The organism is Flagellimonas rhodophyticola (genome assembly GCF_049332665.1).
GTDB lineage: Bacteria > Bacteroidota > Bacteroidia > Flavobacteriales > Flavobacteriaceae > Flagellimonas.
Genome location: NZ_CP186326.1, coordinates 2,795,811 through 2,813,658 on the forward strand (window position 1 = coordinate 2,795,811; position 17,848 = coordinate 2,813,658).

The following is a 17,848-nucleotide window of genomic DNA, read 5'->3' on the forward strand; positions in this document are numbered from 1 at the left end:
TTTATTCTGTCCAAAAATCGGGGACTTCGGATGGACCCAAAATTGTGCAGTCTCCACAAACCTGAGGAACTGTAACATATGGGCCACTATTATCTGAAGTAAATTCCCCTTCATTATCTTTTATATATTTAATCAAATCCCATCGAATCAAATCAAACAATCCATTGAAAGGAGCCGATTCTACGCAAGGGTTTATGTATGGTGGCAATGCGGCACCTGGAAAAAAGTCCTCATAGTTAAAGAAAATTCGTTTTTCATCCACGGCGGATACATTAAAAAAGCCCAAAACTTTTTCATTTGAATCCTCCAAAGACGAAATGTTCCCTTCTAGAAATCCCGGTTGCGTTTCTGAAAAAACACTCTCACTGGTCGAAAACTCGTTCAATGTTTCTAAAAATGTATAAGCTTCCAAAGTATGGGTGTACTGTTTAACTAAAATGCTGTAGCGATGGGATAAGATATAGTTATCACTGTCTATAAAGCGTACCATAAAATTGGACACTCTTCCTGACTCAAAATCCTCAGTATCTGTTAAAATCAAGCCATTGGACATTCTTGAGGGGTAACAAACCCTTTCTTCCAAAGATCTCGGCACAATTATAACGCTGGGAGGTGTTGTTTCTACAACTTCCAATTCTTTGGGAATCCATCTTGGAGCAATTACCTTATACGTTTCTTCATATTCAAAACGATAAAAATTAGTCGTTTCTGAGGAATTTGATGTATTAACGAATATTCCCATTCCGTCTTCACCAAAATCATTGGTTATACGTTGCGCATAGATGCTATCTATTTGATTGGTGGAAGGCAGTCTCATTAAACTAGAGCTATATCGTTTTCCAGAAGCTGAAGTTATCAATAGTTGGTAATCAGTATCTGGAGTTGCAGCGAAAGCAACATTTGACCGGTAATTTCCACTATCCGTTTCTTGAAAAGCATAACTATTCCCTTGACCATCGACAACGGAAATTAAAGCGTCAGATTCACCGGATGGTCCATCATCCTGGAATCTATAGGTTCGCGTTAAATTTATCTCTTGTTGTTTCATCTCATCTGTTATCGTGGCGTCCACCACAAAAGCATCCTCAAATTCAATAAATTCTGTTTCAAAAGGCTCTATGCAGCCAGTAAATGGCAAAAATGCCAAAAGGGCCAACTCACAGCGATATTTGAAAATATCATCCGTCATTCAACCCAAAAATCTGGAAGTTCACTAGTTCCTAATACTGAGCAATCACCGCAAACCCTGGAAACAATTAAATATGGCCCTTCGTTTGCGCTTGTCGGTTCATGATCTCCTGTGTAAACTCCTTGCCCTGACTCCAGAAGGGGACGCAAAACACACCCTCCCATGTTGGCAATAACTGGAGTACTCGGTCTACATGACTCCACATAGGGAGGCAAAGGTTCTCCAGGATAAAAATCATCATAGTTAAAGAAAATGCGCTGCTCCGAGACCGTACTAACATCAAAAAATCCCAAAACCTTCTCATCTTGATTTTCTAAGGACAATACGTTCCCTTGTAAAAACCCTGGTTGAATCTGAGAAAACAAACTTTCAGAACTTGAAAGCTCATTCAATCGTTCATAAAAGGTGAAGGCCTCATTGGATTGCACAAACTGGCGCACCAAAATGCTATACCTATGTGAAATGATGTAGTTATCCCTTGAAACAAATCGAACCATAAAATTGCTTACCCTATCCTCTGCAAGATCCTCGGTTGAGGTAAGTATAATATCATTCGAAAAGTCTGTCGGATAACATACCCTTTCAAGAAAATCATTATTTACGGGTACCACATTGCAACCGCTATCTGGTTCTGGGTCACCAATTAAAGCAACTGGGAACCATGACGGGGCAATTACCCTGTAGGTTTCTGAATATTCGTATCGATAGTTGTTGGAATTGCCCGTTGGGTCAAAACTGTTGACAAGAATAGCCATACCATCTACTCCATCGTCATTTGTAATTCGCTCTGCAGAAATTCCATCTATTGAAGTTCCAAGCGAAAATGGAACCGAGTTGGACCCATAGTTTCTACCATCCTGGGTTGTAATGAAAAGTTCGTAAGTTGTCCCCGCCTGAGCCGAAAAAGCCTGTTGGGACAAGTAAACGCCATTACCCATATCCTGAAACTGAAAGGTGTTCCCAGATGAATCGTTTACACTGACACTGGCATTGGATTCAGCGATTGGGCCATCAGCTTCAAACTCATAGGTGCGAGAAAGCACAACTTGTTGTTGTTTAAATTCGTTGGTGATGGTAGCCTCAATGACGAGTGCACTTTCAAAATCCACAAAAGTGGCTTCAAAGGGTTCAATGCAACCGTAACATAGTATGCCTATTATAACTAAGAATCCTTTTTTCACTATACCTTTAAAATTTTAATCCTTTAATCTCCATATTATTCTTCTATCCAAAAAGCGGGGGGATTCGGGTTTCCAAGTTCGGAACAATCACCACAAACGTTTGGAACTATCAAAAAAGGTCCTTCTCCAGGCCCCGGGGTATCATTCAAATCAACATATCCAACCAAACCAAGCTCTACTTGTGTGCTCAAAACGCATCTTGGTGGTACTGACCCAGACACCAAGGGTGGGGAATTAATAGCGCAAGGGTCTACATAAGGTGGTAGCGCTTCTCCAGGATAGAGGTCTTCATAATTGAAAAATATTCGTTGCTCACTTACAGAAGCAACTTCGAAATAACCTAACACCTTTTCATTTCTATCTAAATCAGAAAAGACATTGCCTTCCAAGAACCCTGGTTGGGTTTCAGAGAACAGACTTTCATTCCCAGAAAACTCGTTCAGGGTTTCATAAAAAATAAACGCCTCATTGGATTGAACCAATTGACGCACCAAGATGCTATATCTATGTGAAATAATATAGTTATCGCTAGCAATAAACCTGACCATAAAATCATCTACTCTATCCTCACCTAGATCTGAGGTATTGGTTTGAATTATGGCATTGGACAAATCAGTTCCAAAACACACTTGTTCGGATCTAACATCGGGAATGGTGCGAACATCACAAAGACGTGTAATTTCTTCTAGGGGTACTTTTTCCAAGTCCGTTGGATTCCAGAAAGGCGCTATTATTTTAAAGGTCTCTTGATATTCGTAACGATAATTAACGGAACTGCCCGTAGGATCAAAACTATCCACTAGAATTGCTACGCCATTCTCTCCTTCATCGTTTGTAATCCGTTCTGCCCTCACTTCATCGATTTGGGTAGTAGCCGGTAATGCCATCTCATTGGAAGAATATGTTCTTCCATCTTGAGTTTCAATCAATAATTGATAGGATACATTAGGTTGAGCTGCAAATGCCACATTGGATTGGTATACTCCTGGGGTAATTTGCTGAAATATATAAGTATCACTTCCACCGGTAATGCGAACATTGGCATTGGCTTCAGGCGTGGGTCCATCTGCCTCAAACTCAAATGTCCTTGTTATAAAGACCCGTTGCTGTTCCAGCTGATCTGTTATCGTGGCTTCAACAACGATTGCACTCTCAAAATCGGCAAAAGTAGCTTCAAAAGGTTCTATGCAGCTTGATAAAAAAATCATTACTGCACAAAATTTTAGTGTCGTCGCTATCTTCATGTTTCCTATTCTATCCAAAACTCTGGTACTTTTGTTTCTCCCAAAACAGTGCAATCCCCACAGACTCTAGGAACCACATAAAAAGGTCCCCCATCCGATTGCGGACCTATATAGTCTTCATTATCCACGACATATCGTATTAAATCAAGATCTACTAAAGAGGCCAAAATACATCTGGGTTCCGGCCCATGTCCAGCGGCTACTTTCGGTTTTGATCTTTGGCAAGGGTCCGCATAAGGCGGAAGTTCCTCACCTGGAAAAAAATCATCATAGTCAAAAAAGATTCTTTTCTCCGAAACTGACGTCACGTTGAAATACCCAAGAACATTATTCTCTCTGGCCGTATCTGAATGCAGATTGCCCTCTAAAAATCCTGGTTGGGTTTCGGAAAATATACTTTCGGAACTTGAAAATTCTTTTAATCTATCGTAAAACGAGAATGCATCATTGGACTGTACGTGCTGCCGTACCAAAATGCTATATCGATGAGATAAAACATAGTTATCTCTGTTCACAAATCGAACCATAAATTTTGAAAGTCTGTTCTCATCAAAGCTTTCAGTGCTGGCCAATATTATTTCATTGGAAACCCTAGTTCCGTAACATATTCTCTCATCTCGTGTACGATCGACCTTAACGGTTCGCGGACAAACAGGTTGAGGGATATTTTCGAGTCCAATGGCATTCCAATCTGGGGCTACAACTTTATAGGTCTCCACATATTCGTATCTATAATTTTTAGCTTGGCCTTGATCATCAAAATTGTCAATAAAAATACCCATGCCTTCTTCCCCGGTATCGGTTACAATACGCTCGGCATAAAGACTATCTAAAGCTGAACCGGTAGGCAAACTAGTATTATCTGAACTATAGGTACTACCATTGCTCATGGCAATTTTTAATTGATAGTTCATATTGGCCTGTGCCTGAAAGGGTACCAAGGAAGTGTAAGTGCCTGGCGAAGATTCACTAAAAGCGTATTCGTTACTGGCATCATCAATCACCCTAACCTGAGCGTTGGTCTCAGGGGCAGCAGTTTCATCTTCAAACGTAAAGGTCCGGTTCAGATATATTGTTTGATGTTTCATTTCATTGCTTATAGTTGCTTCCACAACGAGAAAATCCGCAAAGTCATTGATTTTAGGCTCAAATTCCTCCACACAACCAAGGCAAAGCATCAACGATGCGATGATTATGAATATGAATTGATATTTCCTTTGCAGCCTCACTTATTAAAACTTGAAGTTATACGTGATTGTCGGGACCGGAATAGAAAATATGGAGCTTTGAAATGCCTTTATGTCTCCATCCTGCGTCACAAAAAATACCGAGTACGGGTTGTTTCTTCCCAGTACATTGTATATGGAAAAACTCCAAAAACTATGAGCGAATTTTTTGATTTTGTGGTTACCCTCCATATTAAAACTTAAATCCAATCGATAATAATCCGGGATTCGGAATTTGTTCCTATCACTATAAAACACAAACTCTGAATTGTTAAAAGCAAAACTTCCAATTGGAAACGTCACCGGTCTTCCGGTTTGATACACAAAATTGGCAGAAGCACTAAACCTGCGAGTGAACTTATAGTTGGCCACGACACTTATGTCATGGGGTTTGTCAAAGTTGGACGGAAAGAACTCGCCATTATTGACGCGTTCCTCATTAAATTCGCTATCCAGTTTCACAAACGATCTTGAATAGGTATACCCAAGCCATCCATTTAGTTTTCCTTCATTTTTCTTCAATAGGAATTCTACTCCATAAGCTTTTCCATCTCCCTGCAAAACTTCAGTTTCAATTGCCTCATTTAATAACAACTGTGCTCCTACTTTATAATCTAGAAGGTTTTTCTGTTGCTTATAATATCCTTCTAAACTCAGCTCGTATTTGTTGCCTTCGAAGTTCTTATAAAAGCCGAGAGAAGCCTGGTATGCCTCCTGGGGTTCAATGTTCAAGTCGGATAGTTTCCAGGTGTCCGTTGGTGACACGGTAGTGTTATTGGAAAGTGTATGAATGTATTGGTACGCATTGTTTAAGCTTGCCTTCACTGAAAAATCTGGAGCTAAAAAGTATCGAGCAGAAAACCTTAACTCAGGTCCCCCATAGGTTTCAATAACTTCATTTTTATCAAAATCTTGGGTTTCCACAAAAGTACCATTGTTTCTGGGTGCATTATCCTGATAAATGCGTTGTTGGGAAGCACCCAATGCGGCATAGAAAGAATATCGCAATCCAATATCAATCAATAATTTATCATTGACCTCATAACTGTCTGACAGAAAAACCGCGGATTCCAGACCTCTTTCTTCGGGAATGGTTAAAGCAGAAACGTCTGAAGCGTTCCCCAAGGGAACAATGTCACCAGGGTTTACAATATAAAGTTTGCTGGAAATACCATAGTCGAACTTGTGTTTATCACTATGTAAGTATTTCATCTTGATCTTGAATTCTGTCTCGCTATTCTTATAGCCTAAATCAAAATCATCATTTGATTCGCCATCGAATTCAATACCAAATTTGTATTCGCTATTAGAGAGGATAAGGCTACCTGTTGTTTTCTCACTAAACTTATGGTCCCATTTCAACGAAACCAACCTGTTGCTATAATCGAATATTGAATCAGAGGTAATACTAAATTCATCCCTACTGAAATACCCGGTGGCCTTGATTTCATTTTTATCGTTTATGGTATGATTGTACTTGGCAACAACATCAAAAAAGGAAGCTGTACTATTGTTCAATTGTTCATCGTCCAAGGCTCTAAGTATCCAATCTGAATAAGTAGCCCTTCCGCCAACTAGTAATGCGGATTTATCCTTTACAATTGGAGTTTCCAACACAATGTTACTGGTAACAGGTCCTATTGAAGCTTCTCCTGAAAACTTTTCGGTATTTCCATCCTTCGTGGTTATATCAAAAACCGAAGAAAGCCTTCCTCCAAACTCAGCTGGAACATGTCCTTTGTAAATTTCAGCAGAACCTGTACTAAAGGGGTTTATCGCCGAGAAAATGCCAAAGAAGTGAGCCGGATTGTAGATCACTCCATTATCCAACAATATCAGGTTTTGGTCTGTTCGACCTCCCCGTACATTATAACCTGCTGCGCCTTCACCGGCCGTGGTAATACCTGGAAGGGTGATTGCAGCTTTTAAAATATCCCTTTCCCCTAATACCAATGGGATATTCTTAATCTTTTCCACTTCAATCAATGTTACCCCGGTTAGTGCAGTTTCGACATTTCGGTCCAAGTTTCCTTGAACAATTACCTCATCCAGTACCTCGAAACTTTCGTTGAGTTGGAAATTATAGGTTCCATCATTATACAAAATCACCTTAGTTCTTGAATCTTGAATTCCTAGCCCCCTAGTCTGGATAATATTCTCGCCAACTGGAAGTTCTAAACTGTAATTTCCACTGGCATTGGTAGATGTTCCAATATCCTTGCCCTGTACTATGATTGCCAAATCGGGAATCGGTTTTCCGTTATCGGAATTGACTACTTTCCCATTTAAAGTGAATGTTCTTCTGCGATTGTTGCGGTTTTCTTTACCAATCTTTACAACCAGCATCCCTCTATTGGAACCGTCATCGGTGTTTACAAAGAGTGGTCCGTAATCTTGCAGATCTTCATACCCGGGTTCATCTTCCGTGAGTTGCTCTTCTTTTCCAAAAAAGTCATCGGGCAAACTATCATAGATTTGATTGTTCTGCAATAGGAAAACCTTGTTGTCATCAGAAATGTAAAAGTTCAAAATGGTATTCTTGAACAAATCATCTAGGATAAGACTTACTTGCATATCCTGAAAACTTCCAGTTACCTTTATGTCTTCTAACCAAGATTCCAAATAATAGAATTTGTAATCGGTTTTACTTTCAATCTCGCGAAGTGCAGTGGAAACGTCCGTATTGGTGAATGAGACCGAGATTCTTGGAATCTCTTGCGCCACAACAAATTGCATGCTTACAAGAAGCATGGCTAATGTGAAAACTTTTTTCATTTTTCTGATTGGTTTGCTTTTTGGGATAGGAGTATTTCAATGCGCTTCATAAGGCTAATTCGAAAACCATCGGGATTTGATTTTCGCAGTCCTCTAGCCACGTTGTAAAATTTGTCAATCTCTCTTTTAAGGTCAGGAAACAAGGAAACTATATCCTTTTTGGACCTAATGATTGTGAAATCTCCATTATAATACAAGACATTTTCACTAGGTCCATCGAGAAATTCATAGTAGATAGACTTCCTATCTTTTCTATCAAAATTTTTCTTGGCATACTTGATGTACAAGGTAAAACTTGCACTTTCCAAAGCCACTTCATAAAATCCATATGTGCCAAGTAAAGGGGCATCTGCAGGAAGGATCTTAACAAAATTATGACCATCAATCTCAAAGCTTTCAACATAATCCTTTATCAATCTGAGCGTTCCACCACCCACATTGTTCGCTAATCGGAGAAGCACCTCGTCTTCATAAACATCGTACCTCAATTCAAGGTCATAATAGCACTGTCCATCATAACAAACACTTCCATCCTGAAATTCCCTTGTCTGAAAGAACTGGGTATTTTCGTTTATGGTACGGTATTTATCCGTATAAATTACTCCTTGATACAGGCCTGTGTTCTCTATGCCTACATTGTTATCAAAAGAATTGTAGTACGATATCTGTGCCTGGTCCTGCCCGTAAGACACAGAAATTACTGCCAACGACACCAGAGGCGTTAGTGCAGCCTTAAAAAAGTTTAACATAATTGATTGGTCGTATTAAAGGTGTTTATTGATTAAATGAATTAGCTGAATCCAATATACTATTAATAATGACCAATTCCATGAAATTGACCCAAAATGATCAGAACATTAACTATCAGTTAATTATTATGATATAAAATAGAAGAAAATGAAAATTTAGGACTATATAATTGCCTGTTTACTTCCTTAGGAAGGAAGGATTCCAACGTCAAATGCCTTAAAAAGTTATTATTGACTACTTTTTCGGTTTAAAAACCAAAGCAGAACCAGCGTTCTCCTGGATCTCTTGTTTGTTCATCATCATTTTCCTAAACTCCCCATTAATGAACATCTCAGCCTGGTCTTCGTAATGTTCGCTAAAAGGATTTCCCGATTGTCCCGTTGGAAGTATGCTGATACTATTTTCGATGTCGGAAAAATCAATGACCCTTCGAGTGGAAGGTCCAGAATTCACATTATAAAACCCGGTGCTATCGTATGGAAACGCCATGTTATTGATTACCTCTCTTGTTCCATTAACTGGAAATGGGCCAACATTGAAGAATTCTCGTAAACTTTCGACTTGTCCTATTGGATGCTTATGTTCAAGAGTATGTACTTTATCCCAAGTCCATTGTGATGGATCTTCCCCAAAGTCTGCAATCAGGGAAATCCAGGCATCTGCAAACGATTTCAGTACAATCTGGTCTCGGGTTTCCACGATGTCCGCCGTGTGGACATTGTCCCACCATTCTCCTTCTTTCATCTTAGCGCCCCAAGCAATTTGCCTTTTCAACATATGGGTGGCCAATAGCTGCTCAAATCGCTCAGCTCCCAGCTCATCTTCCATGGTATTTTTAAGCATATAATATTCACACCTATGAAACAATGTAGGATTGGTACTGTCCAAAGTATAATTTCCATCCCAATTTTTAAGGGCATCAACTTGAACAAGCTGTTCATCGCTTAGACTCGACACATCCAGAAGTTTGATGAGTTCGGTAATCAAATCCGGGTTCACTGACGAGGTGACATCTAAAATCATCTTTGAAGTTGACTCACGATCCCAATCATTCTTATCATCAAGTAATTCCACAATTCTTTTCGCTCTGTTTTCTGGTAAATAATACCCAGGGTATATCCTTCCCGCTATTGAATCTGGTTGATTATTAGCAGAATAAACATAATTCCATGGCGGATTAGTAGCACTTGGGTTTTCTGAAAAATCGAGGTATCTAATAGGTTCATTTTCTCCAGTAGTACCATCCAAAACAAATTTGGTCGAAAGGCTATCAGGCATCTGATATAGTTTAGCCGTAGCCCACCATGCCACATTTCCTTCTGCGTCACCATACATTACGTTAAGACCCGGAGCATGTATTTTTGGCAATGCGTTTTTAAACTCATCAATATTTTTGGAATGGCTTAAACCATAAAGCGCATCCATAACCTCGTTATCAAGTTTGGTATATATCCATGACATCGCCATCGGACGTTCCCCTTTTATCTGTTTTGCAATATTATTTAAAACAGGACCGTGTCTCGTTTTCTTGTAAGAAAAAGAAATGCTTTCTCCATCCTTGACCTTAATATCTTTTGTTATGACTTCATAATCCTTCCAACCGTCTTCGGTCTTATATTTTGTGCTATCGGTCGGATGGGTTTCTTCATAGTAAAAATCGATGTCATCATTCTCGAACATGGTAAGTCCATATGCCAAATTTCTATCATGCCCCAACAAAGGAAATGGAACACCGGCCAAGTGATACCCATATTTTTCGTATTCTGGTGTATTCACGTGCGCTTCATACCATACGGATGGTTGCGCAAAGCCGATATGTGGGTCATTGGCCAGGATTACCTTTCCGTTTTTTGTTTTTTCTGGTGCCAAGACCCAGCTATTGCTACCTTCAAACATGGGTACAGGCAACTTATTTAAAACCTTCTTAAGGTTGAGAGCAAGTTGATTTCCAAGCGTATCAGCCGCAACGTTTTTATAATTCTTAATCCAGATTGTTGAGGAATCAGAATCAACTGCCAAATTTGAGATATACTCCTCTCCTAGCTCATCCCTAATTTCAGTTAGTAAAGGGTCTGTTTTATGGGCCATGGCAAAACTAAAGGCCATATACCCAACCACATTATAAATATCATCGATAGCAAAGGGCTCCTTCTCCAATCCAGTTAGGTAGAATTCAACCGGGGTGGGACCCTCTTCAATAAATTTATTTACCCCATCCAGATAGGCCTCGGATAAAATGACCATTTCACTTTCTGAATCCAGATTAGATACAGTTTTGGCAGTATGCTCGTCGATTCCCAACGAAAGAAAAAACTTATCCGTTTCAATTAAGTCTTTACCAAAAACTTCTGAAAGACGTCCTTTTGCCAATCTGCGCAGCAACTCCATTTGCCATAGTCTATCCTGAGCATGCACATAACCCAAAGCTCTTAAAGCATCTGGTTCAGATTGGGCATAGATATGCGGGATACCATAGTTATCAAAATACACGTTCACCTTGTCTTCCAAGCCAGGCATAACTTTTTCACCATTATAATCCGGTTTAAGACTTTGAATAAAGAGCATAAAACCAAGAATAACGAGAATGAGCAGACCGGCAAGTACAAGAAGTACTTTCTTAAGTTTTTTCACTGTGGGGGTTTTGGTTAATTGTAAATAGTTAATCTAAGTTAAACTATTTTCCAAAAAGCGAGAAATTCTTCTGTCCAAGAGCTACCATTGATTCATAGAAAGTGAATCAGGTAAGATTTAAAAAACCGCTACTCTACCTCAATGGTTTTCATAATTGAAATGGGGCGTCCGCTCTCCGTAAATCCTTCTAAAGAAATCCTATAGGTTCCTGAAACATCACTAGTGTAAAATTCAAGGGTGATTTCTTCATCTGTAAGTGAAATATCAGGCACCCAAAGTAACTGGCTTCGAAAATCCGGGATACGTTCATACTTTGTTCTTAAATCAGCTTGGTAGCTCTGCTTGTAGTACTTTTTTTGAGGTAACGGACGAAGCAGTTTTTTCTTCATGATATAGTCACCATCGGAAGAAATGCTGAAATCTTCGCTTATGGTTTCAAAAAGTAGCGCCCCTTGAAAGACTTCAGGGCCAATTCTGAATTTGTCTGTGTACAATCCTATGCTTTGTATTTTTCTTGCATCGTAATCCACAAGTTCATTATGGTTTTGAACCATTGCCCCATCAACAATGACCAAGGGTAAGGTGACCAAATCAAGATAAGGCCCGAAGTCCTTCACTTTAAAAATGGGCTCTCCATTCTTGTTTTTCTCAATCCATGCATTATCCACTATTTCCACAATGGTTTCTGCTATTGTGGGAAATCGAGTATAGTCATCCAAATTATACAACTTCGACAGGTTCGTGTAAAAAGGTAAGTTCTGTTCCCTGACAATTGTGGAATCCGCTCTCATTTCGCTGTAGGCGTTTTCAAACTGATTATGGATACTTCTTTTAAAGATGGCATCCAGTGATTTTGACATGATTTCCACTTTTTCAAAGGAAAGCTGATCATAATCAATATATTCCTCAGTATCCATTTGAAGCATACAATTACTCCTACCTTCCCCTAAAACTTGCACTATCACCTCATTTTCGGGATTTTCTTCTTCCAGATTAAAATAAAAAACCCCATAGTTATTAGTGTCAGAAACCGAAAGCTGGAAGTTGTCCCCAATGGAAGACAATGCAACTTGTTTTGAATGTAGGGGAAGCTTACTTTCTTTGTCGAGCACTTTGCCCTTAAAAAGTTCACCTCGCAGTTCAGGTAAAAAAATAGTTTTGTTGTTATTGGGTTCATTTGATTTGTAGGCATTGAGAAAACCATCTGCACGCGCTACTTCGAAATTTTGGGACATATCAGTTTTCCGCACAGAAATGGAAAAATTAGTCTTGCCTTTTTCACCCAAAATACTTTTCAACTTCAGCGAAACTGGAGTCCTTTTACCATACGTTTTAGAATCAGTCTCAAACAAGACATATTCGTTTTTTATAGATTCCGATAACAGGCCATCCTTACTATTGGATTTGACAGCTGCAGAATCATTGGGAATGATAAGAATGTTATCCTGATTGGTCTGGTAGGGGTTGATTACGGTAATATCACCTTGAAAGAAGGAATCTTGATCTTTATTGAGCATCCATCTGGTATAGCCTATAATTTTATAGTGTCCGGAAGATACCTCGGCCGGAATGAAAAAATCCCCGTCTCCAAGCCCGGATTCCAGCTTTATTTTATGCTTAAACACTGTTTGATTATTGGCGCCGACCAATTCTACATAGGCTATCTTGCTTAAGTTGCTTAATTTATTTGTCTTTTCTTCCAAACAATAGACCTTGTAGTAAATATTCTCCCCAACCACAGCAGAAGAGGTATTATAGTGAATGAAGACTTTTTCTTGCGAAATGTCCTTGTAGCTATCTAAGAGACTGTTATTATTTAGGTCCGTTTGCCCTTTGGAGACATGAATAATTCCAACAAGAAAAAAAATAAAAATGGTTCTAATTCTCAGCATAATCTAAAAACTTACTCAATCCAAAATTCAGGGAGTTCATTTGTGCCCAAAACAGTACAGTCCCCACATACTCTGGGCACTACTATGAAGGGTCCCTCTATATTAACTGGTTCAAAATTTTCTTGAAGATATAAGAATGTCTCCGCTTCTATTAAAGGCCTTAAAACGCAATCAGTCTCCATGTCCTGCAGAGGAGGAGCAACCCTATTGCAAGGGTCAGCGTATGGGGGAAGAGCCTCTCCTGGAAAAAAATCATCGTAGTTAAAGAATATTCTTCGTTCGTTTACCGATGCAACTTCAAAATAGCCCAGAACTGGTTCATCAACATCAGCTATGGAAGTTATATTATTGAATAACTGCCCAGGTTGCGTATCCGAAAAAACGCTTTCCGTTTCAGAGAAATCCTGCAAAGTTTGGAAAAAGTCATAGGCCTCAGGGGAAATTACATATTGTCTGACGAGGACGGAATAACGATGTGAGATAATATAGTTATCCCTATTAATAAATCGCACAGGGAATCGCTGTACACGATCTTCATCAAAATTTTTGGTAGTTGTGATAATTACATTATTTGGGAAATCAGTGGGATAGCAAATCCGTTTGTCAGGGCTCCTGGGTTCTGAACTGATTCTAACATTGCAATCCTGTTCGAGGCGAAAAGGTGGAATGGGCACTCCTTCCAAATCACTGGATATCCAGTCTGGTGCAATGACCCTGTAGGTCTCCTCGTACTCATAGCGGTAATACCGTGAATTTCCGGTAGGGTCGAAACTGTCCACGAATATGGCCATTCCTTCGTTGTTATTCTGGTTGGTAATTCTCTCCGCGTACACATCTTGCATTTCTATGGATTGACCCATTAATACAGGGCTTGAAACATAGCCCCGTCCGTTACTTGTGGTTATCTCTAGTTGGTAGGAGCTTCCAGAAACAGCTTCAAATGAAACATCAGAAACATACTTACCTGGCTGGGTTTCCGTGAAAACAAACTCGTTCTGGGAGTCATCTGTGACCCTTACATCGGCATTTTCCTCCTTATTAGGCAGAATGTCTTCAAATGTGCGTGTTCTGCTCAAAAAGATTTCTTGTTGTTTAAGTTCATTGGTCAAAGTAGCCTCAACAACCAAAATCGACTCGAAGTTCTTCGTCTCGGGTATAAACTCCTCTACACAGCCACTCAATAGTAAAAGAAGCACTGAAAACCCTAAGGTTTTCTTAATTGGCAATATGAAGCTAATTTTTGGAGTCATTTTCTAAAACTTGAAATTGTAGGTTATAGTTGGAATCGGAATTGAAAAAATGGAGCTTTGAAAAGCCTTTATTTCCCCATCTTCCGTGACAAAAAACACCGAATACGGGTTGTTTCTTCCTAAAACATTGTAGATTGAAAAGTTCCAAAAACTATGGGCAAACTTTTTTATCTTATGGTTTCCCTCCATATTAAAACTGAGGTCTAATCGATAAAAATCCGGTATCCTGAACTTGTTCCGTTCGCTGAAAGCAACAAAATCAGCATTGTTAAACTCGAAAGTTCCAATGGGAAACGTGACAGGTCGACCAGTCTGATAGACAAAATTTGCCGAACCACTAAAACGTTTGGTGAACTTGTAGTTGGCAACTAAACTAAAATCGTGCGGTTTATCAAAGTTGGATGGAAAATAATCCCCTCCATTAATCCTTTCTTGATTAAAATCGCTATCCAACCTTACGAAAGACCTTGCATAGGTATATCCCAACCACCCATTTAATCTACCCGTAAGTTTTCGCACTAAAAACTCCAAACCATAGGCTCTTCCATCACCCTGGAGAATGTCAGTCTCAATAGTTTCATTTAGTAGTAATTGCGCACCTGTTTTATAATCAAGAATGTTGTTTGAACGCTTATAGTAGCTCTCTAAACTTACTTCGTACATACCATCATTGAAATTCTTAAATAGACCTAGAGAAACTTGATAAGCTTGTTGCGGTTCAATGTTAAGGTCTGACAGTTTCCATGTATCGGTCGGTGAGGCCGTTGTGTTGTTAGACAGTGTATGAATATATTGATAGGTATTGTTGAACCCCACTTTAATGGAAAAATCGGGAGTTATAGAATATCTTGCTGAAAATCTTGCTTCCGGCCCACCATAAGTTTCTATAAATTCATTGGTATCAAATTCCCTGACTTCAACAAGTGTCCCATCATCTCTAGGAGCGTTGTCCTCATACACCCGCTGGGAAGATGCACCTAGAGCGGCATAAAAAGAATACCTTAACCCCACATCCAAGGCAAATTTCTCGCTTATGGTATAGGTGTCCGATAAAAATATGGCAGCCTCCAATCCCCGTTCTTTCGGAATCTGCAATGAAGCTATATTAGATTCGGGATTTAGAGGGTCCACATTACCTGGTTCCACTTGATATAGTTTTCCAGAAAGCCCATAGTTCACGATATGGTCTTCTCCAAAAATGGATTTCATTCTCAGCTTCAGTTCTGTTTCGTTTATCTGATAGCCCAAATCAAAATCCCCATTGGCATCACCATCAAATTCAATATTGAATCTATATGCGCTATTGGAAGCTATTAAACTTGCCACATTTTTTTCATTTTTAAACGTATGGTCCCACTTTAATGAGACCAATCTGTTGCTAAAGTTGAAAATGGAATCTGAAGTGATGCTGAAGTTATCTCGACTGTAATATCCGGTGACCTCCAAATCGTTATTCTGATCTATCTTGTGGCTGTACTTACCAATAACGTCATAAAAAGAAGCTGAGCTATTTCGTAATTCTTCAGTGTCAAGAGATCTTAATATCCAATCAGAATATGTGCCCCGAGCCCCAATCAAAAAAGAGGACTTCTCCTTAACAATGGGAGTTTCCAATGTGATATTGCCAGTTACAGGACCTATGGATACTTCACCTGCAAATTTTTCGGTATTTCCATTTTTTGTGGTTACATCGAATACTGAGGAAAGTCTACCTCCGTACTCTGACGGTATATTGCCCTTGTAAATGGTTACACCCCCCGTAGTAAATGGATTGAGGGCCGAAAAAAGACCGAAAAAATGCGCTGGATTGTATATTACCGCATTGTCCAACAAAAATAAATTCTGATCTGTTCTGCCTCCCCTCACATTGTACCCTGCGGCACCTTCACCGGCATTCGAAATTCCCGGAAGTGTCAATGCCACTTTTAAAATATCTCTTTCACCAAGTACAAGTGGTATGGTTTTTATTTCTTCCACATCAATTTGGGTAATTCCCGTGATCGGTTGTCTCACATTGCTTATTTTATTTCCTTCAACAACAACTTCCTGTAGCGCTTCCAAGCTTTCGTTCAATTCCAGGTTTAACTCACCATCATTATACATAATCACCCTATATTGGGAGGTTTGGATGCCAAGCGCCCTTGCCTCCACTAAATTTGGACCTGCAGGAAGACTGATTTCATAGAAACCCTCGGCATTGGTGGAAGTACCATTTTCGGACCCTAAATGTACAAGGGCCAAATCCTCAATGGGCCTTCCTGTTTTGCTGTTGCGGGCATAACCAGAAAGAAGATAGTTTTGCTTTCCCCGATCATTATCTTCCCTTCCAATCCGTATGGTCCCAATAGGACCTTCTGTTGCCACTCCCTGTTCCTTATAAAAAATTGGCGCATTGTATGTGGATTCTTTTTCGACTGGTCTTTCAATTGCAGTTGAATCCTTAAGAGCTATATCTTGTAAAAAAAAGTCGGGTACTTTATCGTAAATGGCATTATTACGGGTAAGTATTACTTTACCGTCATCGAAGACGTAGTAATTGATTTCGGTATCCCGGAAAAGAGAAGTCAGTATCTCATCAATGGTCTGTTGATTGTAATCTCCAGAAAGCGGTTCGTCTTTAAGCCATGATTGAACATAATAAAACCTGAAGCTGGAAATCTGCTCTAGATCCAGTAAAACATCTTCCATTTTTTTGTTCTCGAACGATAGGGATATTTTTTCGCTCCCCTGTTGGGCCATCAATGCTTGAGTCAAGAAAAGGGTCATTACTAAATACTTCTTCATCCCCATTTATTTTTTAGAAGCTATTAGCCTGTTATCAATTAGATTGACCAAACTTGACATAAAAAATCCTGCTCTTCTTTTCTTCTTGGTCTTATTCCTTTTATAATGCGCTGTTATTTCACTTTTAAATTCCGGGAAAAGTTCGACTAGATCTTTTTTACCCTCTATCCGATAAAACTTCGTCTGATATTGAATTAGATGTTCGCTTTCTCCCTCAATAAACTCGTAATACAGACTTTTTTTGTCCGTACGTTCAACAGCATTTTTTTTGTATTTGGTATACAGCCCTAAATATTCTCCTTTAAATAGTTTTTCATAAAAACCAGAAAAACTGGCGCCGTTATTATCTCTATCTGAAATAACCCCAAAAGCATGTCCATCGATAGTAAAGTCCTGTACTTCATCCTTAATCAGTTTTAAGGTAGTGCCGCCAATTCTATTGGGAAGTCTTACCAATACATTGCTTTCGTATAGATCATACTTCAACTGCAATCCAAAATAAGATTGGTTCTTATAGGTTACAGTTCCATTTAAAAAATCTTTGGATTTGAAAAACTTTGTTTTATCATTTATTGCGCGGTGCTCTTCCTCGTACTCAATACCGTTTACAAGTGCAGTGTTTTCTATACCTACAATCTGATCAAACCATTGATAAGTAACATCATTGTTAGTGGAAGTTTGCCCAAAGGCGAAGAAAACGTTGGAAAGGGATATAAAAAAGTAAAGTCGACAGCCAATAATGTTGCCTCTCATAAATCTCTTTTTGAGGGGTTGAAAAATTATTAGCTACAAAACAGTTTAAAGATAACAAATTGCCATAACTTATCTTAAGGGCAATACTATCATTTCCTTTTAAAAATCAATATTTAGTTTCATTACTGTTATCAATTGAAGGCCTGCCGAACTTAACTATTTCGAAATCAAAT

The 17,848-nt window shown here is 39.1% G+C and carries 11 protein-coding genes; all 11 read right to left on the reverse strand.

The annotated features are described in order from the left end of the window. Nucleotide 1: 1 nt before the first annotated feature. Nucleotides 2-1,189: a DUF4249 domain-containing protein gene (locus tag ACOKFG_RS12510; RefSeq protein WP_298790034.1), complete on the reverse strand. Its 1,188-nt coding sequence runs from the start codon at nt 1,187-1,189 to the stop codon at nt 2-4. Then, nucleotides 1,186-2,370, reverse strand: coding sequence for a DUF4249 domain-containing protein (locus tag ACOKFG_RS12515; protein ID WP_298790036.1), 1,185 nt, complete (start codon nt 2,368-2,370; stop codon nt 1,186-1,188). Before ACOKFG_RS12515 ends, ACOKFG_RS12510 begins: the two co-directional genes overlap by 4 nt. 35 nt (nt 2,371-2,405) lie before the next feature. Then, the gene (locus ACOKFG_RS12520) at nt 2,406-3,578 is read right to left on the reverse strand and encodes a DUF4249 domain-containing protein (RefSeq protein ID WP_298790037.1); all 1,173 of its coding nucleotides are present in this window, start codon (nt 3,576-3,578) and stop codon (nt 2,406-2,408) included. Between the two features lie 41 nt (nt 3,579-3,619). Next, nucleotides 3,620-4,843 (reverse strand): DUF4249 domain-containing protein, encoded by a 1,224-nt coding sequence (locus ACOKFG_RS12525; protein ID WP_298790039.1) that lies wholly within the window; start codon nt 4,841-4,843, stop codon nt 3,620-3,622. A 3-nt stretch (nt 4,844-4,846) separates the two neighbouring features. Beyond that, nucleotides 4,847-7,615 carry a carboxypeptidase-like regulatory domain-containing protein gene (locus ACOKFG_RS12530; protein ID WP_298790041.1) on the reverse strand — a complete coding sequence of 923 codons (2,769 nt, stop codon included), beginning with the start codon at nt 7,613-7,615 and terminating at the stop codon, nt 4,847-4,849. Then, a complete protein-coding gene (locus tag ACOKFG_RS12535; RefSeq protein WP_298790043.1) occupies nt 7,612-8,364 on the reverse strand; it encodes a hypothetical protein in 753 nt (250 codons plus the stop codon). The genes ACOKFG_RS12530 and ACOKFG_RS12535 overlap by 4 nt, the downstream gene beginning before the upstream one ends. Before the next feature lie 235 nt (nt 8,365-8,599). After that, nucleotides 8,600-10,996, reverse strand: a complete 2,397-nt coding sequence (locus ACOKFG_RS12540) for a penicillin acylase family protein (protein ID WP_298790045.1) — start codon at nt 10,994-10,996, stop codon at nt 8,600-8,602. Between the two features lie 128 nt (nt 10,997-11,124). Next, nucleotides 11,125-12,888 (reverse strand): hypothetical protein, encoded by a 1,764-nt coding sequence (locus ACOKFG_RS12545; RefSeq protein ID WP_422861390.1) that lies wholly within the window; start codon nt 12,886-12,888, stop codon nt 11,125-11,127. Between the two features lie 11 nt (nt 12,889-12,899). After that, nucleotides 12,900-14,138 carry a DUF4249 domain-containing protein gene (locus ACOKFG_RS12550; RefSeq protein WP_299485594.1) on the reverse strand — a complete coding sequence of 413 codons (1,239 nt, stop codon included), beginning with the start codon at nt 14,136-14,138 and terminating at the stop codon, nt 12,900-12,902. Between the two features lie 3 nt (nt 14,139-14,141). After that, on the reverse strand, nt 14,142-16,922 hold the full coding sequence (locus tag ACOKFG_RS12555; RefSeq protein WP_422861391.1) for a carboxypeptidase-like regulatory domain-containing protein: 2,781 nt from the start codon (nt 16,920-16,922) through the stop codon (nt 14,142-14,144). Between the two features lie 6 nt (nt 16,923-16,928). Then, a complete protein-coding gene (locus ACOKFG_RS12560; RefSeq protein WP_298790053.1) occupies nt 16,929-17,675 on the reverse strand; it encodes a hypothetical protein in 747 nt (248 codons plus the stop codon). Between the last annotated feature and the right edge of the window lie 173 nt (nt 17,676-17,848).